Consider the following 24,973-nt stretch of genomic DNA (forward strand, 5'->3'; position numbering starts at 1 on the left):
GGCCTTGTCGATGTTGTCGAAGCTGACGAAGTCCGCCAGCCCCTGCGCCGCCTGGATGCGCGTGATCGCCGCCGTGAGCGTCGTCTTGCCGTGGTCCACGTGCCCGATCGTGCCGACGTTCACGTGCGGCTTGTTGCGCTCGAACTTAGCCTTTCCCATGGTGCTTTCCGGATCCCGTACGGGTGGTTTGACGACGAGGAGGCGCCAGAGCTCGCGATGGGACTCGAACCCATGACCTCTTCCTTACCAAGGAAGTGCTCTGCCGGCTGAGCTACGCGAGCTTGCTCCCCTAAGCCGGGCTGAGCCCGGACGACAGACAGAGAAACCTTGCCGTGCCATCGGGCAAGGTTTCCCGTTTTCCAGCTCTTCCGCGGAGCGCGGTACAGCTACACGCATCCCGGGGAAGAGAAGACGGGTAACATACCTAGACCTTCCGGGGCAGTCAAGGCCCCCTCCCCCGCCTGCGCGTGTTGCGCGGATGCCCCGTAGGGGCGCGATTTATCGCGCCCGCGCTCTCCCCCATCGCGACCGCCGCCCCCCGCACCGAAACCCGTAGGGGCCGCCCCGCGTGGCTGCCCGTGCCTGCCTCCGCATTGATCCCGGCGTGCTGGTACAGAACCGGCAGGATGATCGGCGGGCGACCCCTTCCCCTCCCCCACCCACACCACCATGCCCACCTTCTCGCGCATCCTTCGTTCGCTCCGACCCGGCTTCGCGGCGTCGGTCGTGTTCACGCTGGCCGTCGGTGTGGGGGCCGGGCTGGCGCTGCTGGGCTTCGCGGATGCGGGGGTCGCGTACACCCCCGCGCGCGTGCTCCCCGCATGGGACCGTCTCGCCGCCGGCCACGGTTGGACGGAGGGGCTGGTCACGGTGGAGGAGATCCGCCACGCCGGCGTAGAGTCGCTCCTCCGCGTGCTGTGGGGCACGACCGCGCTGGTGGTGGCGAGCGCGTGCATCATCGCTGCGGCGCGCGTGCTGGCCCGGGGCGCATCGCGGCGGCCGGCGGTCGCCATGCGCGTGGTGCTGGGCGCGGGCGCGCGTCGCATCTTCCGCTTCGCCATGGCGGATGCGGGCGCGGCGGTGCTCGCGGGCGGCGCGCTGGGGGTGGCGCTGGGCTTCGGTCTGACACGGGTGGTTCGCGCCACGTGGCCGTGGGGGGTCGAGGGGTGGGGCGGCGGCGGTGGGCGCGCGGTCCTCATCGCCGTCGCGCTGCCGGTGGGGGTGGCACTGCTGTGCGCGCTGGCGCCCGTCGCGATCGCGTTCCGGCGCGAGCTGGCGTCGGGGCTTTCCACGGGCGACCGTGCGACGGCGGGACGCTACGAGGGGTGGGTGCGGCGCGTGCTGACGGTGGCGCAGTTCTCCGCGTCGATGGCGCTGCTGGTGGGTGCAGGCACGCTGCTGCGCGGCTCGCTGGACGGCGGGCCAGCCTCCACCCCCGGCTTCGACCCGCGCGACACGCTCACCCTGAACGTCACCCTCCCCGCGCGCGCGGACGCGGGAATGCGCGCCGCGTACCTGCGCGACACGCTGGACCGCGTGCGGGCGATCCCCGGAGTGCGCGCCGCCAGCCTGATGAGCGGCGACGGCTGGACGGGGACGGGCCCGCGCGACGTCGTCACCTCGTACTGCCGCCCCGCCTGCACCGACATGCTTCGCCTTCCGGTGCTCCTCAAGAGCGTGCACCAGTTCGCGGCGAGCCCCGGCTACTTCGGGGCGATGGGGATTCCCGTGATCGAGGGCCGCGAGCCCGCGCCGGGCGAGGACCGGGTGGCGGTGGTCAACCTGCTGGCGGCGGGCACCCTCTTCCCCGGCGTGGAGCCGGTGGGGCAGCACATCCTCCCCCGGCGCGAGGACGACATGCTGAGCGTGGGGAGCTCGACCCCCAAGTACCGCGTGGTCGGCATCGTCAGCGACGTGCGGCCGCTGGGGCCTGGCGTCGGCGAAAAGGTGCAGCCGGTCGTGTACGTCTCCGCCTTCCAGCACCCGCCGCGCGAGGTAGGCATCGCCGTGCGTGCTACGGGCGATCCGATGCGGCTGGCCGGCACCGTCGAGCGCGCGGTGATGGCGGCGGCTCCCGGCGCGCTCATCCGCGACGTGATGACGATGGAGGAGCGGCTCGCGCGCTTCGCCGCGCCGGTGCGCTGGACGGCGGGGGTGCTGGGTGCGCTGGCGGTGGTGGGGGTGGTGCTGGCGTGCGCGGGGCTCTTTGGCGTGGTGAAGGAGGGGGTGGCGCGCCGCACCCGCGAGATCGGGGTGCGGATGGCGCTCGGCGCTCGGCAGGAGCAGGTCGTCCGCCACGTCGTAGCCGACGCGATGCGGCTCGCGCGCACCTCGCTGATCCTGGGCTCCCTCGCCGCCTTTGCGACGGCGCGGACGCTCCAGGTCTTCTTCCACGGCATGCGCCCCTGGGACCCGGCGCTCTACGCGGGTGTGGCCGCGCTCCTCACCGCCGTCGCGCTCATCGCGAGCTGGATCCCCGCGCGCCGCGCCGCGTCCGTGGACCCGATGGTGGCGATCCGGGCGAGCTGAGGGTTGTTACCGGGCGAGTGAACTCGCTGCAACAACGGCACGAAGTCCGCCTGCGCGGACTCGGGGGCGAGGTCCGCGCGACGCTCCCGATTTCTGCGCGGCGGGAAGCCCGGTTCCACGAGCGAATGAGGGCCGCTGGAACCACACGAACTCCGCCTCCGCGGACTGGCGGCGGTTCTCGAGACCGCTTCAGCGGTCTTCCCGTGGTTCCAGCCGGGGGTTTCCGCCCCCGGTGCTCGGGGCCAGCCGCCAAACGCAAAGCCCCGCGCCGGACATCCCGGCGCGGGGCTTCGTGCGTCATCCAACCGATGCGGTCAGGGGGCGCCCATCGGCTGGCTGGAGTCGGACTGGGGCTCCTGCGGGGTCGGGGTGCGCAGGCGGGGGGTCTGGCCAAAGGTGTAGTTGAAGGCCAGGAACACCCCGCGCGCTCCGAACCTCCGCTCCGTCTCTACCCGGTAGCCCTCGATCCCGTTCGGATCGTTGAGGCTGGCGTCCAGGATCTCGGCGGAGGAGCGCATGCGCATCATGTTGAACGGGTCCTGCACGCGCAGCGTCACGCTCGCCTTGTCCTTGAGGAGCTTGTGGCGCAGCGAGAAGTTCGTCATCGCAAAGGCGCCGATGCGGCCGTACTCGGTGTTCATCGCTCCGCGGTACATCACGAAGCCCGAGGCGTCGAGCCTCGGATTGATGCGCAGGTTGGCGTTGGCGCGCGTCGACCAGCCCAGGCCGGAGCTGGAGATGGCGCCCGCCGCGGTGCCGCCATCCGAGTCCTGGTGGAAGACGTTTCCGCCCACGAAGCCCGTGAGCCGCCCCGCGCGCAGCGACGCGTTGGCGTCCGCGCCGTACGAGTCCGCCGTGGCGATGTTTGCCACGGTGGAGGTGATGGTGTCGCCCTGCGTGGTGCGGACGCGGCGGATGGCCCCCTCCGTGTGCCGGTAAAACGGAGTAAGCTGCAGCGAGCCCAGCTTGCCGCTCTGCTGGAAGCCCAGCTCGAACGCGTCCGTGTACTCCGGCCGCAGGTACGGGTTGCCGCGGAAGCGGTTGAGCGGGTCCTCGTAGAAGAGGAAGGAGTTGAGCATATGCGTCTGCGGGCGCTGGATGCGCCTGGAGTAGCTCGCCTTCACCTGGCGCGCGGCGTTGACGTTGTAGGCGACGAGCGCGCTCGGGAAGAAGTCGTTGAACGGCTCCAGGTCGTCGTCAGAGCGGTTGGTGGAGCGGTCGGTGCGCTCCAGGCGCAGCCCTCCCTGCAGCTCGAACTTCCCCGTCTGGCGCGTGAAGACGCCGTACCCCGCGTGCACCCGCTCGTCGATGGCGAAGACGTTGCTGCCGCCGCTGTTGACCCAGGCGTTGTCCGCGTACGAGAAGCGCTGCGTGGTCAGGTCGTTGTCCACCTGGCGAAGCTGCCCCTTGTACCCCGTCTCCACCCGCACCCCGGCCACCAGGCGGGTGAGGTCCGCCATCAGGTACATCTCGCTGTTAACGTAGTCGGTCAGGTTCTGCGTCCTGAACGGCTGGTTGCCGATCGGCGCGCCGTTCACGTCCATCGGCTGCTGCGTGAAGCCGTTGCTCTGCTCGAATGCGGAGCGGTTGTAGCGCGCCTCCACGTTGAGCTCGTTCTGGCGCGGCTTGATGACGTTGCGGTACGACAGCGTCCCATCGAACGAGGCGTCGTCCGAGGTCATGCGCTGCCGGTCGTCCGAGACGGCGAGCGGGTTGCGCTGCGCGTCGAAGCGGGTAAAGGTGTTGCGCGTGTCGTTGCGGAAGTCGCGCCCGCTCACCATCAGCGTGGAGGCCAGCGAGCTGGTCTTCCCCAGCTTCACCTCGGTGTTGGTGTTCACGGTCTGCGACCGCATCCGCCCGGCGCCGTTGGAGAGCTGGTCCATGAAGTTGATCGGCGAGCCCGCGCCGGTGATGTTCGTGCGGTTGTTGAAGCCGCTCGTGGTGCGCCCGTCGCCGAAGTAGCCGAGGCTGCCAAAGAGCGTCACCCGCCCGCGCTGGTAGCCCAGGTTGCCGGAGCCGTTGAAGCGGTCGCTGGTGCCCGCGGCCAGGTTCACGCCCCCGGAAAGCCCCAGCTCCGCGTTCCCCTTGAGGACGATGTTGACGATCCCCGCCATCCCCTCGGGATCGTACTTGGCCGAGGGGTTGGGGACGACCTCCACCCGGTCGATCATGTTGGCCGGGAGCTGCTGGAGGAACTGCCCCAGCTGGTCGCCGCGCATGGGGGCGGCGCGGCCGTTGATCTGCACCGCCACGTTCTGGTTGCCGCGCAGGCTCACGCGGCCGTCCTGGTCCACCTCCACCGCGGGCACGTTGCGCAGCACGTCGGTGGAGTTGCCACCGGCCGCCGTGGGCATGTCCTTGGTGGAGTACGTGTTGCGGTCGGCGGACATCTGCACCGCGCTGCGCTCGCCGGTGGCGGTGATCCCCTCCAGCTGCACCGCGCTCGCCGCCAGCCGCACCGCCGGCGCCTCGGCCGTGGTGGCGCCGGGCGCGATGGCGATCTCGCCCGACTTCGTGGTGGTGTGGCCGATGTGCGAGACGCGCAGGAAGTAGCGCCCGGGACGCAGCCCCTCCACGCGGAAGGTGCCGTCCGGGCGCGTCACCGCGCCGGCGGCGAGCGTCGAGTCCGCCCGGCTCCACACGCCGACCGTGGCGGAGGGAACGGGGCGCCCGGTGGCCGCGTCCAGGATGGTGCCGCGGAGCTGCGCGCCGCCTTCCTGGGGGATCATCGGGCGCCCGCCGGGAGCGCCCGGCTGGCCCGCGGGCCGCTGCTGCTGCGTGGGCGTCTGCTGGGCGAATGCGGCTGATGTGCCGCACGCCAGGAGCAGCGCGAGGGTGAGTCCGCTGATCGGCTTCATGGTGGCCGCGAAGTTGGAATGGTGGGAACGCCCCCGCACTCGAGGCGGGATGGGCCCCCCGTGTGCTCCGGGAGGTTGGGCGGCATTCATTGGATGCGCGACCCCGCCCCGGGGTTGCATCCGGTCCGTCGTCCGCCCGCCGCCCGTTACGGACGATGCGGCCGGTGGTTTCGGATCGTGTGAAAAATTTAGCACCTTCACGCCAGACCGCCACCCGTCTCGGGTGAGCGATGAATTAACACGGAATGGACGGGATGTCGCGAAAGTGGGAATCCTGGCGTGGCACGGAACCTGTTGCCGGATTCTTCAGCGTCGGAACGCACACTCGAAACGAGGGGGGACGTATGAGGAAGATGGTCCTGGCCGGGTTCGTCGCGGGGGCCGTGGCCTCCCTGGGCGCCTGCGCCCCGGCGATGCACCTTGCGGTCGCCAGCCCGAGCTGCACCGCCGCCACACCGTGGACGACGCACTCGCGGATGAACATCAACACCGTTGCGCTGCGGGTGCAGCGGACCTCCGCGCGCTACACCGCCGGCTACCGCTACGAGCGCCGCAACCCCGACAAGTGGCGCCAGATCGCGGACGGGGAGTGCAGGTAGGGGGCGTACCCCTCACCCCCCCGCCCCCCTCTCCCAAACTGCTGGTAGAGGGGGAAGATCGCGGCCTTTTCCGTGCCGCGCCGGCCCACGAAAACGCGCACATCCGTAGGGGCGCGATTCATCGCGCCCACCCTCGCCTCCACCGCGACCGCCGCCTTTGGCGTCAGGACCGGCAGGGGCAGACCTGCGTGTCTGCCCTTCGTTGCCCCCGCCCGAACCGCACGAAAGCTGTAGGGGCCGTCCGATGTGGCTGCCCGTGCCCTCCTCGGGACCGCCCCCCGCAGCCTGGCACCGATACACGCAAAACGCCCCTCGCCCAGATAGTTATTGGGGGAGGGGCCGCGAGGTGACGAGCGGGGAGGGGGCCCGCCCCCCCTACGCCATCCCCTCGTCCAGCTGCTCCCGCAGCGCCAGCGCGAGCTGCAGCGCCACCAGGCGGGCATGGTCCTCCTCCACGGGCAGGTACCAGTGGGTTCCGCGCACCACCGCCTCGGCCTCCCCGCACTGCGCGCGGATGCCGCTTTCGTCGTACACCACGGTGGGGGCGCAGGTGAGGTCGCGGAGGAGGGGGTGGGGCTGCATCGCCGCGGCCACCAATAGGCCCAGCCGGTGCCAGTGCGGCGAGAGCGGGCCCGGCGCCCCGTACTCCGCCGCCTCCCGCAGCCGCTTGCGGAGCGCGCCGCGGTCCATGCCGTCGTCGCGCGACCAGCGCGCCAGCTCGGCGCCCATGCGCGCCACCATCCCGATCGCCTGGTAGCCGGGGAGGCCCAGCGCGTTGCGGGCGTAGCGCAGCGCCCTCGTCTCGGCCGCTTCCAGCGCCCTGAAGATCGGGCTGTAGCTGTCCGAGTCGTGACGCAGCGGCGCCACCCGCCCCGACTGCGGGACGATGGCGCAGAAGCGCTCGTAGAAAACCTCGGCGGGGGATTGAAGCTGAGTCTCGATCAAGCGGGCCATCCAGATGGAGGCGCGGGAGATAACGGGGGAGGCGTTACAGTTTGCGTTGCCGACGGGACAGTGCGCAAGACTTACGTTTTCCGCAGGCACGAAGCCCCTCCACCGGGATGCGGTGGAGGGGCTTCGTCTCGTACGTCTTTTCAGCGCGTGGACCGGGTCAGTCCGCCGCCGAAGCCTGGCGCCGTCCGGCCGCGATGTCGCGCACGGTGGAGGCGAGCATCCGCACGCGCGCGGCGTCGCGGGAGCGGGCGGCGTCGCGGGTGAGCTGCGCGGCCAGCGTGTTGAGCGCCGTGCGCCGCGCCGCGCCGCTGAGCCGCTCCGCGCGGGCAAGCGCGCTCGTCACCGCCGTGGAGCGGGCGCGGGTGAGGCCGTTGCTTCGCTTGATCTGGTCCAGGTAGGCGCGCGCCACCACGAAGCTGGCGGGCCACTCCATGCGCGTCTGGAGCTGCGGGTTGAAGGTCTCCTCGCGCACCAGCTTCGCGGCGTCGATCTCGTTCTGCGTCAGGTGCTCGCTGGGGCGCAGCTCGAACACGTCCAGCCCGCGGCCGATCTCCGAGCCGTAGATGTGGCCGTTGTGCCAGTACGCGGACCAGTAGCCGCCTATCACCACCTCGCTGGTGCTCATGGGGCCGCGGTCGAAGAATGCGATCTCCACCGGCTTCGCGGGGTTGGTGAAGTCGAACACCGAGATGCCGCCCTGGTACCACGCCTGCACCATGATGTCGCGCCCCGGCACCGGGACCAGCGAGCCGTTGTGCGCCACGCAGTTCTCCGTCTCCGTCTGCGCCACCGGCAGCTTGTAGTAGCTGGCCAGCCGCAGCCGGCGCTGCGCGGTGATGGTGAAGATGGCGTTGGCGCCCCACGTCGGACGGTCGCTGGCGCGGCAGCGGGGCGCCACTCCCCCGCCCCACTCGTCGGTGAAGATCACCTTGCGGCCGTCGTTGCTGAAGTTGGCCGAGTGCCAGTACGCGAAGTTGGGATCGGTCGCCTCCGCGATGCGCCGCGGGTTGGCGGGGTCGCGGATGTCCAGGATGATGCCGTTCCCCGAGCACGCCCCCGCCGCCAGCCCCATCTCCGGGTAGACGGTGATGTCGTGGCACATGTCCGTCTCGGCGGTCTCCTGCGTCCCCTCGCCGTGCCGGCCGCCGCGCCACAGCCCGGCGACGTTCCCCGCCGAGTCCGCGAAGATGCGCGGTGTGCTGACGATGCGCGCCTGCTGCGGATTGGCCACCGGCACGCGGATCACCTCGATGCGGAAGAGCGAGGTGTTGGGGTCCTGCTCCGGGCGCCCGCCCGAGCACCCCGCCAGCTCGGCGCCGGGGCGCACGGGCGCGGTGCCGCTTACGTAGATGTAGACGTGCGATGAGTCGCGCGGGTCCGGCACCAGGGTGTGCGTGTGCGAGCCGCGGCACGTCTGCACGGTGGCCACCTGGCGCGGCGATTCGACGTTGCTGATGTCGTAGATGCGCACCCCGCGGAAGCGCTCGGTGCTCACCGGGCCCTCCACCCCCGCCGTGCCGCAGTCCACCCGCCCGCGCGTCTCCTCCACCGACATGAAGAGGAGGTTGCGGTGCACGGACACGTCGCCCTGGCCGCCGGGGCACACGATGGTGCCGCGCAGGCGCGGGCGCCGCACGTCCGTCATGTCGTAGATCTGGATGCCGTGGAAGCCGCCCATGAACGTCGTGTTGCCCTGGAAGGCGAGGTCGGCGTTGACCAGCCCGAAGTTGTTCACGTCCTGCGGATCGAAGAAGCCCGCGGGGCGCGGCGTGTGCGACACCAGCGCCATGTTGCGGGCGGCCTCCCCCGCGTTCATCCACCCCGCGCGCAGCCCGATGCGCGGGTCGCGCGCCTGCGCACCGGCGGGCGTCCACGCCGCGCCCAGGAGCAGGGCGGCCATCACGAGCCTTGCAGCCGTCGTTTCGATTTTCATCTCGTTCTTCGGTGAGGTGTCGGGGACTCTCGCTGGGGCGCTCCGCTGCGCGCCTCAGCCGCGGGGAATCGTGGACAGCAGCGCGCGCATGCGGGCGATCTCCGCGCGCTGGTCCGCGTTCACGTCGGTGGCGAAGCCGTACATCTCCGAAGTCTGGGCCGCGCCGGGTGTGGCGAAGAGCTGGGCGACCATCGTCACCGCGCCCTCGTGGTGGCGGATCATGTACTCCAGGAAGAGCCGGTCGAACCCCGCCCCCCTCGCCGCCGCCAGCCGCGCCAGCTCCGCATCGGTGAGCATCCCCGGCATCGAGGCGTGCTCGCCGTGGGCGTGCGCATCGGCGGACGGGGCCTCGACGCCGTGGCGCCGCAGCCAGCTCCGCATCTGCCGCATCTCGTCGTCCTGCGACACGTCGATGCGCTCGGCGATCAGGCGGATCTCGGGGCGGGTGCTCCGCTGCCGCACCATCGCCGTCATCACCCGCGCCTGGGCGTGATGCGCCATCATGTGCTGCATGAATCGTACATCCGCGTCGCTGTGGCGGCGCGCGGTGCCGGCGGCGGCGCGGCGCGCGGTGTCCGCCTGCGCGGCGGGCTGCTGCACGGCGGGCGCGGGGCTCGACGGCGGGGCTTCGGTGCCCGCAGTGCCGCATGCGCCGAGCACGAGCACCCAGACGGCGGCGCGGCCGGATGATCTCTTCATGTGCCTTGCTCCTCCAGTGCTGGAACGGGGCTGCCCATCAGCCGGTGCAACGTACCACGCGCCCCGCGCGCCGGAAACGCGGTGCGCATCATGGGTTTCGCACGCAGCGCGTGCAGACGGGCGCAAAGACCGCGTCGAAGCCCGGCCCGACCGTCCCCCCGTTGATGGTCACGACGTTGGCGTGCGCGGGATCGTCGATGGTGGTGCTCGCCACGTAGACGGCGTCTGCGGGCTCCACGTCCTCGCCCACGACGAAGCGGCAGTTGTTGAAGGTCAGCGACTGCCTCGTTCGCCGCGGCCCCTGCGCCCAGTCGAAGTTCCAGTACACGTCCGCGATGCGCATCCCGCGGTTCGCCTCGCCGGCGACGCGCTCGCGGGTGGTGAAGGTGCAGTCCGTAAAGGTGACGTCCTTGGGATAGACGATGCGGTTGCCGAACGAATCCGGGTATCCCACTTCGAAGTCACAGTCGCGGAGGCGCACCGTCGAGTTCTCCGCGTAGAGAAAGAACGGCGCCTTCGCCACGATGTCCTGCCCCGTGACGATGGAGCCTTCGTGCACTCCGATGTCGAAATCGCCGGCCAGCAGGCGTAGCCGCGTCAGGTTCAGCTCCACCTTGAGGGTGTTGCCGAAGCCGCGCCCGTCGACCTCCACGTCGATCCCGGTGGCGTCGCGGGTGCCGCGCGTGGTAAAGGTATGCACGTCCGCCCTGGAATACCCGCCCGTCAGCACGAAGCCGCCGCGGAACACGTCCACCGCATCGCAGTTGTAGACTCTGGCCGCAACGTTGGTGGAGACGGAGATGCCGTCCGCCACCCCGTTGCGCAGGTGGCAGTCCTCCACCACCGCGCGCAGCCTTCCGCGGCGCGCCGGGTCTCCGTAGAGGAAGACGAGGTGCGCCTGCTCCAGCTGGTGCTGCTGGTATGGGCCCTGGCTGGCGGAGTTGCCGTCGAAGGTGAGGCCGCGGATGATGAGCGGCCTGGAGTCGGCGTCGCCCGAGTACAGCACGCGCTCGGTGGTGAAGGTGCGGGCCCACTTCCCCTGCATGGGCGGGCGCGTGATCACGGCGCCGAAGCCCTCGTAGGTGATCCCTTCCCGGATGTTCACCGAGGTGACGCGGTAGGTGCCGCGGGGGAAGACGATCACCCCGCCGCCGCGCGCGTACACGGACTCGATGGCGCGCTGGATGGCCGGCGTGTCGTCCGCCGTGCCGTCGCCGCGCGCGCCGAAGTCGCGCACGCTCACCAGCGCGCGTCGGTCGTCGTCCACGATGGTTTGTGTGTAGACCGTGTTCCGCCCCAGCGCCGCCCCCGCGGGAGCCGAGAGCTGGATGCTCACGGTCTCGTCCGTCTCGTTGATCCCGTCGTTGGCGATGGCGATGCGGATCGTCCGCGTAGTCGTCCCCGCTGGAAAGGTGAGGGTCCCGGCGGGCAGCGTGTAGTCCTGCCCGCTGCCGTGCGGAACCGCGTGCGCCGTCCCGCCGGAGACGGCGTAACGCACCGTCACGCGCTGCGCCGCCGCCTCGCTCAGCCGCACGGTCACGACGGCCGCCGCCTCGCTTTCCGGCCCACTCCCCGCCGCGCTCGCGAAGCCCACCACCGGCGCGCCGCTCTCCGCCGCCGCGATCCGTGGCCCCGCGGAAGCCATCCACCCTGCCCCGCCCACCAGCAGCAGCGCCGCCGAGGCCGTGAGGATGGAGCGCGTGCTCGTACGCCCTAGAACGCCGTTCTCGTGACCGCTCATAGTCCGTAGTACCGTGTCATGATCGCACCCCTCCACGCCAACCTGCACGTTTGTGCTCGGAACGCGCCGAGTTGCCAGAGAGGGGGCGGCGGCGGGCAATCCACAACCCAACCTCCCTCAATCGGCTCCTAAGTCAAGCAGCGACAGGGTTTCTTGTTCGACAGTCTTACCGAGACCTATCGTTCGATCCAACTCTTCCAACAACCGATCCATGGCCGCGACGAATTTCCGCCGTGCTCTGTTGGTGGGAGTACTGATTCGCGGTTGCGTTGCGACGGTGTCTCGGAAGTCGGCCATAACACCGCGGGATTCGATGTTGGCCGAGATGAGTCCGCGGAGGTTTGTTAAGATACCCAACAATGATTCTTCCGACCGCGCGAAGTCCGTGCTCAACGCAAGCGCTCCGGAGAGCGATGAAAAAGCTTGATCTGCCGCTGCCGCAAACCGGGGACGCTGTTGATCCAGTCGGGCGGCGAATGTCTCCATGTCGTCAGCGTACGCCTTCGCTGCCCGCCACATCGGCCTCGGGTCGTCCGCTGCGATCGCGACAGCTGCCTCCATCTCTTTGGTTCGTTCGACAATCCGAGATGTGTATCCGCGGGTCTCTAGAGTGAGCTCCGTTAGGACACCAGACATCGCCTCAAACCCTTCGACCCCATCTTTGACAAGATCCAAAAAGCCAGCTTCGTCCTCGTCGCTCGATTCAGTGAAATTGGACTGGGCAGTTCCCAGCGCTTCACGTGCGTTCTGCAGCATCACGGAGGCACCGGTAGAATCCGCCGCTGCCGCAAGCTCCTGCACCTGTCTACTTAGATGGATCCGGAGGAGGGTAGCGAAGTCCTCCCGACCTGCGAACGTCCAGTAGAGTGTGCCCTTCGGACCCAACTGCTCCCGAAAGTCGTTGATGCGCTTCAACTGATCGGGATCAAGGCTAGTCGGATCAATCGGAGCGGTTTTGAAATAAAACATGATTCTGAGTGCGGATGGATCAGCCCGGAACCGATCATACGCGCGCTGAAACTCCTCACCTGTCCCCGAATCGCTCCTGGGCGTCGGAGTACCAAAGCGCGTCCAAAGCAAGCCTAAAAAGATGTCGTAGTCGTCGGCAATCTGATGATTGATGACTGACTGCGCATCCGCTCCCATCGCGGGAAACGCGTGAGTTTCCCACTTGATAACCTCTATCCGGAGCGCGAGATGCTTGCTCCAGGTGAGGTTCAGTTCGCTCACCACCTCGTCAACCACTGCGCGCTCTTCAGCCACGTCCGAAGGAGAAGCGACGAAAAGGCGAAAAACAGTTTCTATACGCGGCATCGTCGGGTACCTGGAAAGCTGGGAAGGAGTGGAGCGACAGAACCCGTCTACCACGTTTGTAGCCACGCGCGCGCCAACCTGCACGTTCGGTGCTCAGAGTGTACCGAGTCGGATCCGGCGGACGCAGGCGGTGACGATCCCCACGCACGACGCGCCGCCTCGGTCCTGACGGCGGCGCGATCGTCTGCGTGATGGCGCGATGCGGCTAGGGCTGCGCGTTCGCGGCGTCGCAATCCTCCGGACCCATGATCTGCCGGACCTCGGCCTCGCCCTCCCAGCCGGGCCAGTGCTCCCGGTGCAGGTTCATCAGCCACACGGCGCCCTCCACGGCCTCCTCGCGCGAGTTGGCCGCGACGATCCCGTACCCGCCCACGACCTCCTTGGTCTCGGCGAAGGGCCCATCGACCACGTTCACCGTGCCGCCGTACAGCCGGACGCGCGTGCTCATCGCGCTCGGCGCCAGGCCGCCGGTGTCGAGCAGGGTGCCGGCCCGGCTCGCCTCCTCGCTCGCCTTCCCCATCGCCTCCATGAACGACTGAGGCGGGGGGCCGCAATTCTCCGGGCACTTCACAAAGGTCATGAATCGCATCCTGGGTTCCTCTTTCGGTTCGGGTGTGAGGCGGGTGCCGGTCGTGGCCTGTAATTCCCCGCTCTGATGATGCGACGAACGGCGGGAGGCGAAATCGACAAGGTTAGCGATCTCGCGGCGCGGGGAACGAAACACAACGAAAAGCATCACACAGAGGCCACAGAAGGAACAGAAAGGCCACAGAGAAAACTTTCCGCGGTTCTCTCGGTGGCTCTGTGGCTCTTGTGTGGGCCCCGCGGCTCGGCTACGCAGCTGTCAGGAGGAGCGGCTTGCCACGCGTGACTACGATGGTGTGCTCGTAGTGCGCCGTGAGGCTGCGGTCCGCGCTGGTGATGGTCCACCGGTCCGCCGCCGTCCGGGACGAGCGCGCGCCAACCGAGATGATCGGCTCCAGCGCGATGACCAGCCCCTCGGTCAGGCGAGTCCTGTCTTGCGGGTCGTAGAAGTTGCAGACGGTGGGGCTTTCGTGGATCCCGCGGCCGATGCCGTGCCCGCAGAGGTCGCGCAGGACCCTGAAGCCGTGACGCTCCACCTCCGCTTCGACCTTGCCGCCGACCACCGCGAGCCGTTCTCCCGCCCGTGCCGCCCGCGCGCCGCGCCAGAAGGCCGACTCCACGCACTCCAGCATCCGCTGCGCCTGATCCGAGATCGGCGGCACACCCACCGTGACCGCCGCGTCGGCGTAGTAGCCGTCCAGCTCCACCGTCACGTCCAGCGTCACCAGGTCACCCTTCTGCAGCACGCGCGCACCTGGGATGCCGTGCACCGCCTCTTCGTTGACGCTTATGCACGACGAGCCGGGGAACCGGTAGTGCATCTTCGGGGCGGGGCGCGCGCCATGCTCGCTGAGCACGCCGGCCGCCACCCCGTCCAGCTCCGCCGTCGAGATCCCCTCACGCACCGCATCGCGCATCGCCTTCAGCGCCAGCGCAACGACGTGGCCCGCGCGCTTCAGCCCGAGGAGATCCTGCTCCGATTCGATGGACATGGAGTGCCTGAGGGTGGGGAGACGGGCAGCTGCGCCGCGTGCACGCTATGCATTCCGCACGAGGTCAAAGAAGCGTGCCTTGTAGGCACTCTCGCTGAACACCTCTTCGCATCGCTGGCGAGCCCTTTGGCCGAGGCGCGAGCGCAGACCCGGGTCGCAGATCAGCATCCGGAGCCGGTCGGCCAGCGCGGCGGGGTCGTCGGGCTGGATGATGAGGCCGCTCTCGCCGTCCACCACCGTCTCCTCGCTGCCCCCGGCGTACGTCACGATCACGGGAAGGCTGGTCGCCATCGCCTCCAGCGTCACGATGCCGAGCCCCTCCTCGCGCGAGACCAGGACGAAGATGTCGCTGGCCGCCAGCAGCTCCGGAAGGTCGTCGAGCCACCCCACAAAGGTCACCGGGAGGCCCTTCTCCGCCACGTGCCGGTGCAGACCGGCCACGTACTCGGGATCGCCGCCCGTCGCCATTGCCCCCGCGATCGCCAGGTGCACGGGAGATCCGTCGCCGGCGACGAGCTCCAGCGCCGAGAGCAGGGTGTCGTACCCCTTGCGGCGGCTGATGGAGCCGGCGGTCGTCACGAGCACCGCGTCTTCGGGGAGACCGAACCGCCGGCGGGTGGCGTTGCGCGCCTGCGGGCTGGTGCGGGCGTGGTACCGCGACGCGTCGATGCCCATGTAGTTGAGCGTCGTCTTGGGCTCGGCCCGACGGCGGGCGCGCGGCGGCATGGCCTTCGCCGCCGCCTTGGAGATCAGCATCACGCGGTCCGACACCGACGAAGCGAACGCCGACAGCATCCCCTGCGAAGGCCCGCCGTGGATCCCCCACACCAGCGGCTTGCCCAGCCGGAGCTTGCTTGCCACGAGGAAGAGGCAGCTGCGCAGCTCGTTCGCGAACAGGAGGTCCACGCCGTGGCGCCGGGCGTGCCGGGACACCCGCGCGCCGTAGCGCATCACTTCCAGCAAGAGGAACAGCTTGCGCGGCAGCGAAGCCGCCAGCGCCGCGCCGCCAAAGATGTCGAGCGACCTGGGGATCGGGATGATGTCGACCGTAAGCCCCGCCTTCCGGGCGCTCCGGCTCAGCGCACCCTCCTTGCCGGTGGCGATGATCGGCTCGTACCCGTGCTCCTTGAGCCCCTCCGCGAGCGTGATCATGCAGCGCTGCGCGCCGAATTCACAGTCGTGGTACGGGTCGTACATCAGTACTCGCTTCATTTCCCCCGCATCCCCTCTGCCGCCGAGCGTGTTTTCCTTTCCAGCACGAAGATCGCCGCCCGAAACGCGACGCGCGGAGATCAGCCTCCGCTGCGTGCCAGTATGAGCGAATATCTGTGCCGCACTCTAACCGGCAAGCTCCAGCGGCGCAAACGTTCCCGACGTCCCGTTTGCTCCGGCCACTCCAGGGGGGCTGGCGCGGTCCACGTAACGCAGCAACGAAGAGCTATGGGCTGATCCGTCGGTGCGCTCGGCGAGATCACGCGTCGGCCAGAGGGATGGTGAACGTGAAGGTGGTGCCCACGCCGACCGTGCTCGCCACCCGGATCTCGCCGCCGTGCGTCTCCACGATTCCACGCGCGATGGCGAGGCCGAGGCCTGCGCCGTGCCGCCCGGAGCGGTCGGCCTGCCAGAACTGATCGAAGATGTGCGTGCATTGATCCGGAGGGATTCCCGGACCGGTGTCGGACACCGAGAAACGCGCTTCGCCCTCGCCTGCCTGCAGGCCGAGCGTAATCAGGCCGCCCGCCGGGGTGAACTTGATGGCGTTTCCCACCAGGTTGGAGAGCACCTGGTGGATGCGGTCGGAATCGGCCAGCACCGGCAGCGGGGCGGGCGGGGTGCGGATCTCGAAGCGGAGCCCTCGTTCCTCCGCCAGGGGCTGCAGCGTTTCGCAGGCCGCGCGCGCCAGCGCCACCGCGTCGCGCCGGCCCCGCTCCACGGGGAGGTGTCCGGACGCGATGCTCGCGACGTCCAGCAGGTCGCGGATCAGCCGGTCCATCTGCTCCGCCGCTCGCACGATGATGCCGAGCTGCTTCCGCACCGGCGCCTCCTGCGGCCCGTTGGGGAGGGTGTCCAGCAGGAACCCCGCGCTCAGCGACACCGTGTGCACGGGGTTGCGCAGATCGTGCGACACCACGCCCAGCACCTCGTCTCGCATGCGCACGGCCAGGTTGAGCGCCGCCTCCACCCGGGTGCGCTCCGCGATGTCCATCCGCAGCTCGATCTCGGTGCTGACCGCCGCCGCGAGATCGGTGAGGCTGGAGACCTGGTCATCCGTCCACTGGCGGGGGACGAAGTCCATCACGCACAGCGTTCCTATGGCATGGCCGCCGGGGGTGAGGAGCGGAATCCCCGCGTACGCCCTCACTCCGAAGCCGTGTACGGCGGGATTGTCCCCCACCATGGGGTGGCCGTGGGTGTCGGGGATGATGAGCGGCGCACCCAGCACCACGGTGTGCTTGCAGAACGACATCTCCAGCGGTGTTTCCCGGGCGCTGGCGAGCGGCTCGGGCATGCCGGTGCAGCTGAGGTAGAACTGCCGCTGATCGTCGACCAGCGTCACGGTGGAGATCGGCGCCTGAAGCAGCTTCGACGCCAGGCGGGTCAGCCGGTCGAAGGCCTCTTCCGTGGGCGAATCCAGCAACGCCGTGGCGCGCAGCTCGCCGAGCCGCTCGGGATCGTGCAGCGGGCTCGCAGGCGCCGCGTTCGGTGTGTTCTCTTTCATAGCGGAGCGTCGCATGCAGGTTGTGTGCACGGCCCCGCCCGCTCGCCTCACAACTGCAGTCGGCCTCTAATCAGCTTGGCCCGGTTTTGGGCTCCGTTCCGAAACAACTCCGGCGCCGACGAGCTAAGTGCTTGCGGCGCCGGAGTTTACTGGAGCGGGAGACGGGACTCGAGCGACCCCGGCTTTGGAAGGCTAATCGCCGCGCGAAAAAACGTGCTGGACAGTCCGACGGGCAGAGCATCGTCCAGGCCCAGCAGGAACCCGCCCCATCCAATCGCTCTCGCCTTCCCCCTGGTAACGCCAAGAGCGGCAACGGAATAGGGAGCGGCGGCTCGCTGTGAGCTGCTACCGGTACGTTGTGGCCGGCGCGCAACTTGGCAGAAAGTCTCAGACGCCCTATTCGTCTTCTTCCACGTCCTCGAACTCGATGTTCTCCGGCTTGAACGCCGCGCCGATGTTGATGACGGGTAGAATAATGGGCGTCTTACCAGCCTTGGCTGTGAGCGACTGGATTGTCTCACGGATGTACGGGAAGACCACCACCGGGGCAAGCTTCGCTGCGGCATCACGTTGGATGCGCTCCAATGATGCTGGATCTGCCGGAGGGTTGTTGATGTCGAATTCAACCCGGTAGTCAACGCGCAAGCTTAGAATCCCCTCCTCCTCAATTCTTACGCCGAATTCAACCCCAACCACTCCGTTGGGGAAGCGAACGGCACGTATCGAGAAGTTGGTCGTGATCCCCTTCCCTTCCTCGATAAGATGATCCCACTCGTCTTGCTTCGTAAACTGAACATTCTGCAAGAACATGCCGCGCAACGTTGCACCTGCCGCGAGCGGAGCGCCCGCCGTCCTCTCAGTCACGGAGCCCCATAGTCATAAGGCGGATCGGACCTGTAAGCCCAGGCATGGGGGAAACTCCAGCCAGAGTCTCCAGCGAGAGAAGGGTTTCGACGCTGTCAAGGTCCCAAGCGGTCTCCTCAACCATGTCGGGGGAGAGCCGGATCTCATAGCGTGCGCGCGCACGAACAGCATTCGCCTCAATCAGTCGCGCGGCGGGGACGTGTAGAGCCTTCGCGAGCGCATCGATCGTGTCGAGCTGCGCATTCGAGCGCGCAGCTTCAATATCGGCGACGCGCGGCTGGCGCATCCCGGCCTTCTCCGCGAGTTCGCGCTGAGTCATACCGCGCTGCACGCGAAGGCGAAGCACGTTCCGCGCAAGCACAAGGCGGCTACCGAGCTTGCGCTCCGCGAGGGCCATCGCGTCACTCTCGTGACGGAGCGTGTCTAGAAGGCGGGTCGCTCGGACGGGGGTAGGAAAATTCTCGCTCATGATCAGATCAGTCCTGGTTAAGATAGCGATCTCGCATCTTCTTGGCGGCGTCGAGATACGTGTTCAGCCGCACCCTCGCTACCACATCGCTCTTCTTTACGACGGCGGTTATGAACAGCTTCCGAACCGTCTCTTCGATACTCCAGAAGAAGAAGAGCCTGTAACCACCACTTCCAACATCCCGAATCTCTCCAATCTGGTCTTTGGTGCGCAGCTCCTTTATCAGTTGGGATCGAGTGGAAAGAATCCATCCGTTCTCCTCCACCATCGCGATTGCTTCCTGTATGAAGATCGCGCGTTCAGGGGCCTTGCGCTTGATCTTCTCCAGATCCTTGTCAGCCGGATCAAGCAAGTAGACCTCGCAGGTATCACTCATCAGATTAGTTGCCGTTGATTATACGCTACACCGTATACCCGCCGTCAAGCCTTTCGGTTCCTCTTCGATCAACTGGCGCAGAGTGGATGCGACCAAGCAAAGTTCTTGCCCTTCCGAAACCTGTGATATCCCAAGCGGGTTCGATCCGCTTCCCCACTAGCCGACCCTGCCCCTGTAAGCTCATATCCGCACGACTGTACGGGCGCTATAAAACCAAAGCCGGGCCGCCAGCAAAGTGCTTGCGGCCCGGCCGTTCAAGGAGCGGGAGACGGGACTCGAACCCGCGACCCTTAGCTTGGAAGGCTAATGCTCTACCAACTGAGCTACTCCCGCCCGGGAGTTCCCCGCCGCGAGCGGCGGGGTGGAAAAGCTAGTGGATCGGTGCGGGGCACGCAATCCGGTTCGGCAGGCGCCGAGAGCCACCTGTCGGGTTCGAACCGACGACCTTTCGATTACAAATCGAGTGCTCTACCAGCTGAGCTAAGGTGGCGAAGGGGTCGAATTTAACGCGAAATCGCCCCCTTCACCACCCCCGCCGCCTCACGACCCCAGCGACCAGCGCGGCCCCTGCGCCGTGTCCTCCACCACCACTCCGCGCGCCGCGATCTCGTCGCGGATGGCGTCGGCGCTGGCGAAGTCGCGCGCTGCGCGGGCGGCCTGGCGCGCGGCGATCCGCTCCTCCACCCAGGCGGCGAGCCCCTCGTCCACCTGCGACTCGCGGTCGGCCAGCGACACGAAGCCGAAGACGGAGTCGATGCGCTCCAGCGCGGCCAGGGCGGCGGCCTGCTCGGCGTGGCTGATGGGGTGCGTGCCGAGCTCCTCAAGCCGCGTGTTGATGGCGCCGGCCAGCCGGTGCAGCGTGGCGAGCCCCACGCTGGTGTTGAGGTCCTCGTCCATCGCCTCGGCGAAGGCGGCGAGCACCTCGTCGGCGGCGGCGTGGAGGGTGGGGGTGTCCGCCGGGTCCGGGTCGCGGGCGGCGGGGTGGTCGCGCAGGCGGTCGCGGGTTCCACGCACGCGCCGCACCGCCTCGCCGGCGGCGGCGAGCCCCTCGAAGGTGAAGTTGAGCTTGCTGCGATAGTGCGCCGTCAGGTACAGGTAGCGCACCGACGACGGCTTCACGCCGCGCTCCACCAGGTCCTGCACGTTGAAGATGTTGCCGGTGGACTTGGCCATCTTGCCGCCTTCCAGCAGCAGGAACTCGCCGTGCAGCCAGTAGCGCACGAACGGCTTCCCCGTCGCCCCCTCGCTCTGGGCGATCTCGTCCTCGTGGTGCGGAAAGATGAGGTCGACGCCACCCAGGTGGATGTCGAAGGTCTCGCCAAGCTCCTGCATACTCATGGCCGAGCACTCGATGTGCCACCCCGGGCGCCCGGGGCCCCACTGCGTGTCCCACACGGCGCCGACGGTGGCATCCTCCGGCTTGGCGGCCTTCCACAGGACGAAGTCGCGCACGTCATCCTTGTCGTACTCGTCCGCGGCGACACGCTCCCCGCGGCGGCCGGCGGACACGTCGACCTTGGAGAGCTGGCCGTAGCCGGGGAACTCGGAGATGTCGAAGTAGACGGAGCCCTCGGCCTCGTACGCCATCCCCCGCTCCTGCAGGCGGCGGATGATGTCCACCATCTGCGGAACGTAGTGCGTGGCGCGCGGGTGCACGTCCGCCTGGCGGATGCCGAGCTGGTCGAAGTTGTGGAAGAGGTCGTCGATGAACGGCTGCGTGTAGTCGTTCAGCGACACGCCCTCGCGCAGCGCCCCGCGGATCGTCTTGTCGTCCACGTCGGTGAGGTTCATCACGAACTTCACCTGGTAGCCGCGGAACTCCAGGTAGCGGCGCAGCAGGTCCGCGAAGAAGAACGTCCTCATGTTGCCGATGTGCGGCGGGGCGTACACCGTGGGGCCGCAGGTGTACATCCCGACTTTGCCGGGCTCCAGGGGAACGAACTCTTCTTCGCGGCGGGTCAGGGTGTTGTAGAAGCGGATCGGCATGGATGGGGAATAGGGAATGGGGAATGGGGAATGGGACGGGTTGCCCGTTTCCCTCCAGCTCAGGAGCCGGATTCCCTACATCGCCGTCCGTGGTCAGCGGTCCGCATCTGGCACTCCGGTATCGGGGCGCGCGGCGAGCGTGGCCAGCTCGGCGGGAGACTGGCCTTCGCCCCAGTACATCGTCTGCGAGGGGAAGGGGACGTCGATCCCCTCCTGGTCGAAGCGGAGCTTGAGGCGGCGGCGGAGCTCGCGTGCCACATCCCACTGCTTCAGCGGAAGGGTCTTCGCCAGGAGGCGGATGGTGACACCGTGCTCGCCGAACGACTCGATCCCCGGCACCTGCACCTCTTCCAGGAGCAGCGGGCGCCACTGGGGGTCCTCGTACAGTCTGCGCCCTTCGTCCAGCATCACGGCCATCACCCGGTCGGGGTCTTCCTTGTAGGCGACGACCACGTCCAGCACCACGCGCGCCCAGCCGCGGGTGAGGTTGCTGACCTTCTTGATCTCGCCGTTCGGCACCACGTGCACCACGCCGTGCACGTCGCGCAGCACTACCACGCGCAGCGTCATCCGCTCCACGGCGCCAGAAACGCCCTCCAGCCGCACCACGTCGCCCACGCCGAACTGGTTCTCCATCAGGATGAAGAGCCCGCTGATGACGTCCTTGACCAGCGACTGCGCGCCGAACGAGACCGCCAGGCCCACGACGCCGGCGCCGGCCAGGAGCGGACCGAGCTGCAGCCCGAGCGCGCCCAGCACCATGAACAGCGTCATCACCCAGATGACGACGCGCCCCATGCTGCGCAGCAGGCTCAGCAGGGTGCGGGTGCGCTGCTCCTGCGCCGTGACGATGCCGTCCTTCTCCGACGACCGCTCCACGCTGCGGAGCACCGCCTTGAGCGCGTAGTTGGCGATGATCGCCACGATGAGCGCGCCCGCCACCCGCAGCCCGGTCGCGGTGAGCGCGGGCCAGTTGAACAGGTCCGCCCAGTCGCGGATGACGGTGGTCTGGATGGCGGCTACGGTGTCGGTCTGCAGCATCGGCCGGACGGAATTGGACGGCGTGAGGCGCGGCGGCCTCCGGGGCCCGCAATCGTAGGCGGGCGGCGCGGGGGAGTCAAGCCACGACGCCCCGGCGATCCTCTCGATGGAGGACGGCCGGGGCGCCGGTGTTGCCGAAGGCGTGCGGCGTCAGCGCAGCACGCGCAGCTCCCTGATCCGCCACGCGTTCCCCTCGAACACCGCCCCCACGTACACGGTGGAGGTGACCGGCCGCGTGACGCCGCGCTGGCGCGACACCCACGACAGCTCGCCGAAGCCCCGCAACGGCGTGCCGCCCGAGAGCTGCACCTGCGTCGGGCGCACGCTCACCGTCTCCCGGTCGCGGAACAGGTCGCGCAGGGCGGCGGCGACGTGGCGCTCCTGCACCGCGCCGGCCTCCTCGCTCCCCAGCGCCAGCAGGATGCGCCCGTCCTCCGGCGCCAGCTCCACCAGGGCGGACGCCTCCCCCTCGGACCACAGGCGCCCCACGGTGGCCACGAACGCCTCCAGCGGCGCCGGCCGCGACTGGGCGGAGGCACCCGCCGGGAGCAGGAGAAAGGCGAGGACGAGGAGGAGACGGGTCATTGATCTATGGTCATCGGCGCCGGGGCGCCAAGGTCGTCCAGTACGGCGCGCATCGCCGCGGCGGGATCGGCCGCGGCGGTGACGGAGCGCCCGATCACCAGGTAGTCCGCGCCCAGGCGCACCGCCTCGGCGGGGGTGGCGACGCGCGACTGGTCGCCCGCGTCGTCGCCGGCCAGGCGGATGCCGGGGGTCAGCACGCGGAAGTCGCGCGGCAGCGCCCGGCGGATCGCCGCCAGCTCGTGCACCGACGCGACCACGCCGTCCATCCCGCACGCGTGCGCCAGCCGCGCCAGCCGCTCCACCTCCGCGTCCGCGCTCACCGCGTCGCGCCCCCACGCCTCCGCCGTCTCCTCCGCGGAGAGGGAGGTGAGGACGGTGACGGCGAGGAGCGCAGGCCCACCCTCACCCGCCGCGGTGCGGGCGGCGCGCATCATCGCGGCGCCGCCGGATGCGTGCACCGTCAGCAGCTCCACCCCCAGCCCCGCCGCCGAGCGGACCGCGTGCGCCACGGTGTTGGGGATGTCGTGGAGCTTCAGATCCAGGAAGACGCGGCACCCGCGCTCGTGCAGCGCCCGGACCACGGACGGCCCCTCGGCGGTGAAGAGCTGCAGCCCCACCTTTACGAAGCTCGCATCCGGCCCCACGCGCTCCAGCAGCGCAAAGGCGGCGGCGGCGTCCGGCACGTCGAGGGCGAGGATCGGTGTGGCGGTCATCGTCATGCTCGTGTCTACCCGATTGCTCCCGCATAGGTCCGACAACAACAGCATCACACACAGAGGCCACGGAGGGAACTGCAAGCCAGGAAGGAACCCTCTTCTGTTCTCGCCGTCCCCTCTGTGTCTCTGTGTAAAGCCTCAACGGGATGCGGAGCCCTGCTGCGACCGCGCAAAGAAGTCGTGCACCGATCGCGCGAGCTGCGCCGCCACGTCGCGCTGCATCTCGGCCCCGTTCAGGAGGCGCTCCTCCGCGGGATTGGAGACGAAGCCGATCTCCACCAGCACCGCCGGCATGAACGCGCCGCGCAGCACCGCGAACCCCGCCTGCTTCACGCCACGGTTCGGCCCAGGGTGGATTTCGCGGAGCCGGTTCTGGATGAGCTGCGCCCAATCGCTCGACTCGCGCAGGTGCTGGTTCTGGCGCAGGTCGGTTAGGATGAAGGCCATCGGCCCGCCCACCGGCGCATCCTCGTACTTCACCGACGCGTTCTCGAACGCCTCCACGCGCTGGGCGTCCGCCGTGCGCGCCTCCGCCAGGAAGTAGGTCTCGTACCCCTTTTCCGAGCGGCTGGGGTTCGCGTTGCAGTGCACGGAGATGAAGAGCGCCGGCTGGCCCTCGTCGCGCCAGCGGTTGGCGAGGCGCGCGCGGTCGTGCAGGGCGATCAGAGTGTCGCGGTCGCGCGTCATCCGCACCTCCAGCGACGGGTCTTCGCGCAGGATGGCCGCCAGCCGCCGCGCCACCGCCAGCGTTACGTCCTTTTCGCGCGTTCCGCCGGGTCCGCTCGCCCCCGGGTCACGTCCGCCATGCCCCGCATCCACCACCACCAGCTTCCGCTGTGGCGGCCGCGCCGGGTTCGGCCGCGGCGCAGGCGCCACCGCCACCTCCTCCTCTGCCTCCGTGACGGTGCCGGCCGGGCGCGCCGCGCTGCCGCGGATGGACCGCCGCGCCACATCCACCCGCACCCGCCCTCCCGTCAGCCCCGGGAGCAGCTCGCGAAAGAAGTCGACCGGCAGGAAGACGACGCCGCCCTCTGCATAGACGGCGTGCGCCAGCGGGCGAGCGGTGCCATCGACCGTCACCTGCGCGGCGCCGTTCGCGACCGCCACCTGGTGCGACCCCACCTGCACCACGACGCCGTCGCGCGCGTACGACACCTCCGCGCCCACGCTCACCAGCACGGATGCGGGGAGCGCCGCGTACCCGCGCGCGGTGGACTCGTTCACCTGTGAGGAACGCGGTCCGGACTCGATGGTCCAGGGCTGGCCGGGCTGCGCGCGGAGCCCCGCCGGCGCGGACGCCAGGCTGAGCAGGAGGGTGGTGATAATGAAGTTCATGGGCCTACCGGGGGATAATGCGAACCGCGAAGCGGGCGACGGCGAATGCCAAGGGCACGGGCAGCCACGTGGGGCTGCCCCTACGAGGGTTTCGGCGCGGTCGGGTGGGCGATGGTGCGGTGGCGGGCACGGGCGTGATGAATCACGCCCCTACCACCGCCGTTCGGCGTCACTCCGCGCGGTCCTTGAGGCCGCGCTGGATCTCGCGTTGCGAGTCGCGCTCCTTGATGGATTCGCGCTTGTCGTGGAGCTGCTTGCCGCGAACCAGGGCCAGGTTCACCTTGGCGCGCCCGCCGCTGAAGTGCAGGTCAAGGGGGACGAGCGTGAGCCCCTTCTCCTGCACCGAGCCGATCAGCTTGCGGATCTCGTTGCGGTGCAGCAGGAGCTTGCGCGGACGCAGGGGCTCGTGGTTGAAGCGGTTCCCCTGCTCGTACGGCGAGATGTGGAGGTTGAAGAGCCACACCTCCCCGTTCATCACGCGCGCAAAGGAGTCCTGCATGTTCGCCTTCCCGTCGCGCAGCGACTTCACCTCCGTCCCCTGCAGCACGATCCCCGTCTCCCAGCTGTCCAGGACGTGGTACTCGTGCCGCGCCTTGCGGTTCTGGACGACGATGCGGTCGGCGGGCTTGGGGGCGGCTGCGGTTTTGGTCATGGAAAAAAGTCCTAAGTGCTAAGTGC

The 24,973-nt window shown here is 69.0% G+C and carries 22 protein-coding genes and 3 tRNA genes; 2 read left to right on the plus strand and 23 right to left on the minus strand.

What is annotated here, in order from left to right:
- Both VF584_12265 and VF584_12270 read right to left on the minus strand, forming a co-directional pair.
- On the minus strand, nt 1-159 hold a 159-nt coding region (locus tag VF584_12265; protein HEX8210942.1), incomplete at its 3' end, for a GTP-binding protein.
- Between the two features lie 49 nt (nt 160-208).
- Nucleotides 209-281, minus strand: a tRNA-Thr gene (locus tag VF584_12270).
- Between the two features lie 388 nt (nt 282-669).
- Here VF584_12270 and VF584_12275 point away from each other — a divergent pair.
- Nucleotides 670-2,529 (plus strand): FtsX-like permease family protein, encoded by a 1,860-nt coding sequence (locus VF584_12275; protein HEX8210943.1) that lies wholly within the window; start codon nt 670-672, stop codon nt 2,527-2,529.
- A 314-nt stretch (nt 2,530-2,843) separates the two neighbouring features.
- Here the strand turns inward: VF584_12275 and VF584_12280 are convergent, their stop codons facing one another.
- Nucleotides 2,844-5,387 (minus strand): TonB-dependent receptor, encoded by a 2,544-nt coding sequence (locus VF584_12280; GenBank protein ID HEX8210944.1) that lies wholly within the window; start codon nt 5,385-5,387, stop codon nt 2,844-2,846.
- A 344-nt stretch (nt 5,388-5,731) separates the two neighbouring features.
- Between VF584_12280 and VF584_12285 the strand changes: the two genes are divergently transcribed.
- Nucleotides 5,732-5,986 (plus strand): hypothetical protein, encoded by a 255-nt coding sequence (locus tag VF584_12285; protein ID HEX8210945.1) that lies wholly within the window; start codon nt 5,732-5,734, stop codon nt 5,984-5,986.
- A gap of 375 nt (nt 5,987-6,361) precedes the next feature.
- Here VF584_12285 and VF584_12290 read toward each other — a convergent pair whose 3' ends face one another.
- From VF584_12290 to smpB, 20 genes are all read right to left on the minus strand, one after another.
- Entirely contained in the window at nt 6,362-6,931 is a 570-nt protein-coding gene (locus tag VF584_12290) for a hypothetical protein (protein HEX8210946.1), read from the minus strand.
- Nucleotides 6,932-7,097: 166 nt separating this feature from the next.
- Nucleotides 7,098-8,873, minus strand: coding sequence for a hypothetical protein (locus VF584_12295; GenBank protein HEX8210947.1), 1,776 nt, complete (start codon nt 8,871-8,873; stop codon nt 7,098-7,100).
- A gap of 54 nt (nt 8,874-8,927) precedes the next feature.
- Nucleotides 8,928-9,572, minus strand: a complete 645-nt coding sequence (locus VF584_12300; GenBank protein HEX8210948.1) for a DUF305 domain-containing protein — start codon at nt 9,570-9,572, stop codon at nt 8,928-8,930.
- An 88-nt stretch (nt 9,573-9,660) separates the two neighbouring features.
- Nucleotides 9,661-11,313 carry a glycosyl hydrolase family 28-related protein gene (locus tag VF584_12305; GenBank protein ID HEX8210949.1) on the minus strand — a complete coding sequence of 551 codons (1,653 nt, stop codon included), beginning with the start codon at nt 11,311-11,313 and terminating at the stop codon, nt 9,661-9,663.
- 117 nt (nt 11,314-11,430) lie between these two features.
- Nucleotides 11,431-12,627 (minus strand): DUF4062 domain-containing protein, encoded by a 1,197-nt coding sequence (locus VF584_12310; protein HEX8210950.1) that lies wholly within the window; start codon nt 12,625-12,627, stop codon nt 11,431-11,433.
- Between the two features lie 205 nt (nt 12,628-12,832).
- Nucleotides 12,833-13,207: a YciI family protein gene (locus VF584_12315; GenBank protein ID HEX8210951.1), complete on the minus strand. Its 375-nt coding sequence runs from the start codon at nt 13,205-13,207 to the stop codon at nt 12,833-12,835.
- A gap of 253 nt (nt 13,208-13,460) precedes the next feature.
- Nucleotides 13,461-14,204 carry a type I methionyl aminopeptidase gene (gene map / locus VF584_12320; GenBank protein HEX8210952.1) on the minus strand — a complete coding sequence of 248 codons (744 nt, stop codon included), beginning with the start codon at nt 14,202-14,204 and terminating at the stop codon, nt 13,461-13,463.
- Between the two features lie 45 nt (nt 14,205-14,249).
- A complete protein-coding gene (locus VF584_12325) occupies nt 14,250-15,416 on the minus strand; it encodes a glycosyltransferase family 4 protein (GenBank protein ID HEX8210953.1) in 1,167 nt (388 codons plus the stop codon).
- Nucleotides 15,417-15,675: 259 nt separating this feature from the next.
- Nucleotides 15,676-16,923 (minus strand): GAF domain-containing sensor histidine kinase, encoded by a 1,248-nt coding sequence (locus VF584_12330; protein ID HEX8210954.1) that lies wholly within the window; start codon nt 16,921-16,923, stop codon nt 15,676-15,678.
- A gap of 396 nt (nt 16,924-17,319) precedes the next feature.
- A complete protein-coding gene (locus tag VF584_12335) occupies nt 17,320-17,787 on the minus strand; it encodes a hypothetical protein (GenBank protein HEX8210955.1) in 468 nt (155 codons plus the stop codon).
- Nucleotides 17,780-18,184: a helix-turn-helix transcriptional regulator gene (locus VF584_12340; protein HEX8210956.1), complete on the minus strand. Its 405-nt coding sequence runs from the start codon at nt 18,182-18,184 to the stop codon at nt 17,780-17,782. Before VF584_12340 ends, VF584_12335 begins: the two co-directional genes overlap by 8 nt.
- A gap of 79 nt (nt 18,185-18,263) precedes the next feature.
- Nucleotides 18,264-18,632, minus strand: a complete 369-nt coding sequence (locus tag VF584_12345; protein ID HEX8210957.1) for a hypothetical protein — start codon at nt 18,630-18,632, stop codon at nt 18,264-18,266.
- A 260-nt stretch (nt 18,633-18,892) separates the two neighbouring features.
- Nucleotides 18,893-18,965, minus strand: a tRNA-Gly gene (locus tag VF584_12350).
- Between the two features lie 84 nt (nt 18,966-19,049).
- A tRNA-Thr gene (locus VF584_12355) sits at nt 19,050-19,122 on the minus strand.
- A gap of 50 nt (nt 19,123-19,172) precedes the next feature.
- Nucleotides 19,173-20,618 carry a cysteine--tRNA ligase gene (gene cysS, locus VF584_12360; protein HEX8210958.1) on the minus strand — a complete coding sequence of 482 codons (1,446 nt, stop codon included), beginning with the start codon at nt 20,616-20,618 and terminating at the stop codon, nt 19,173-19,175.
- 93 nt (nt 20,619-20,711) lie between these two features.
- Nucleotides 20,712-21,659, minus strand: a complete 948-nt coding sequence (locus VF584_12365; GenBank protein ID HEX8210959.1) for a mechanosensitive ion channel family protein — start codon at nt 21,657-21,659, stop codon at nt 20,712-20,714.
- Between the two features lie 150 nt (nt 21,660-21,809).
- Nucleotides 21,810-22,244 carry a hypothetical protein gene (locus VF584_12370; protein ID HEX8210960.1) on the minus strand — a complete coding sequence of 145 codons (435 nt, stop codon included), beginning with the start codon at nt 22,242-22,244 and terminating at the stop codon, nt 21,810-21,812.
- Nucleotides 22,241-22,957: an orotidine-5'-phosphate decarboxylase gene (gene pyrF / locus VF584_12375; protein HEX8210961.1), complete on the minus strand. Its 717-nt coding sequence runs from the start codon at nt 22,955-22,957 to the stop codon at nt 22,241-22,243. The genes VF584_12370 and pyrF overlap by 4 nt, the downstream gene beginning before the upstream one ends.
- 141 nt (nt 22,958-23,098) lie before the next feature.
- On the minus strand, nt 23,099-24,295 hold the full coding sequence (locus tag VF584_12380) for an N-acetylmuramoyl-L-alanine amidase (protein HEX8210962.1): 1,197 nt from the start codon (nt 24,293-24,295) through the stop codon (nt 23,099-23,101).
- 169 nt (nt 24,296-24,464) lie between these two features.
- Nucleotides 24,465-24,947, minus strand: coding sequence for an SsrA-binding protein SmpB (gene smpB, locus VF584_12385; GenBank protein ID HEX8210963.1), 483 nt, complete (start codon nt 24,945-24,947; stop codon nt 24,465-24,467).
- Nucleotides 24,948-24,973: the final 26 nt, after the last annotated feature.

Origin of the sequence: Longimicrobium sp. (genome assembly GCA_036389135.1) — a bacterium.
Taxonomy (GTDB): Bacteria; Gemmatimonadota; Gemmatimonadetes; order Longimicrobiales; family Longimicrobiaceae; genus Longimicrobium.

Coding starts and splice junctions, on each gene's coding strand:
- VF584_12380 (HEX8210962.1), bottom strand. CDS start 24,295: ATGAACTTCATTATCACCACCCTCCTGCTCAGCCTGGCGTCCGCGCCG.
- VF584_12285 (HEX8210945.1), top strand. CDS start 5,732: ATGAGGAAGATGGTCCTGGCCGGGTTCGTCGCGGGGGCCGTGGCCTCC.
- VF584_12295 (HEX8210947.1), bottom strand. CDS start 8,873: ATGAAAATCGAAACGACGGCTGCAAGGCTCGTGATGGCCGCCCTGCTC.
- VF584_12280 (HEX8210944.1), bottom strand. CDS start 5,387: ATGAAGCCGATCAGCGGACTCACCCTCGCGCTGCTCCTGGCGTGCGGC.
- smpB (HEX8210963.1), bottom strand. CDS start 24,947: ATGACCAAAACCGCAGCCGCCCCCAAGCCCGCCGACCGCATCGTCGTC.
- VF584_12325 (HEX8210953.1), bottom strand. CDS start 15,416: ATGAAGCGAGTACTGATGTACGACCCGTACCACGACTGTGAATTCGGC.
- VF584_12315 (HEX8210951.1), bottom strand. CDS start 13,207: ATGACCTTTGTGAAGTGCCCGGAGAATTGCGGCCCCCCGCCTCAGTCG.
- VF584_12340 (HEX8210956.1), bottom strand. CDS start 18,184: ATGGCCCTCGCGGAGCGCAAGCTCGGTAGCCGCCTTGTGCTTGCGCGG.
- VF584_12310 (HEX8210950.1), bottom strand. CDS start 12,627: ATGCCGCGTATAGAAACTGTTTTTCGCCTTTTCGTCGCTTCTCCTTCG.
- pyrF (HEX8210961.1), bottom strand. CDS start 22,957: ATGACCGCCACACCGATCCTCGCCCTCGACGTGCCGGACGCCGCCGCC.
- VF584_12305 (HEX8210949.1), bottom strand. CDS start 11,313: ATGAGCGGTCACGAGAACGGCGTTCTAGGGCGTACGAGCACGCGCTCC.
- VF584_12365 (HEX8210959.1), bottom strand. CDS start 21,659: ATGCTGCAGACCGACACCGTAGCCGCCATCCAGACCACCGTCATCCGC.
- VF584_12330 (HEX8210954.1), bottom strand. CDS start 16,923: ATGAAAGAGAACACACCGAACGCGGCGCCTGCGAGCCCGCTGCACGAT.
- map (HEX8210952.1), bottom strand. CDS start 14,204: ATGTCCATCGAATCGGAGCAGGATCTCCTCGGGCTGAAGCGCGCGGGC.
- VF584_12300 (HEX8210948.1), bottom strand. CDS start 9,572: ATGAAGAGATCATCCGGCCGCGCCGCCGTCTGGGTGCTCGTGCTCGGC.
- VF584_12275 (HEX8210943.1), top strand. CDS start 670: ATGCCCACCTTCTCGCGCATCCTTCGTTCGCTCCGACCCGGCTTCGCG.
- VF584_12370 (HEX8210960.1), bottom strand. CDS start 22,244: ATGACCCGTCTCCTCCTCGTCCTCGCCTTTCTCCTGCTCCCGGCGGGT.
- cysS (HEX8210958.1), bottom strand. CDS start 20,618: ATGCCGATCCGCTTCTACAACACCCTGACCCGCCGCGAAGAAGAGTTC.
- VF584_12345 (HEX8210957.1), bottom strand. CDS start 18,632: ATGAGTGATACCTGCGAGGTCTACTTGCTTGATCCGGCTGACAAGGAT.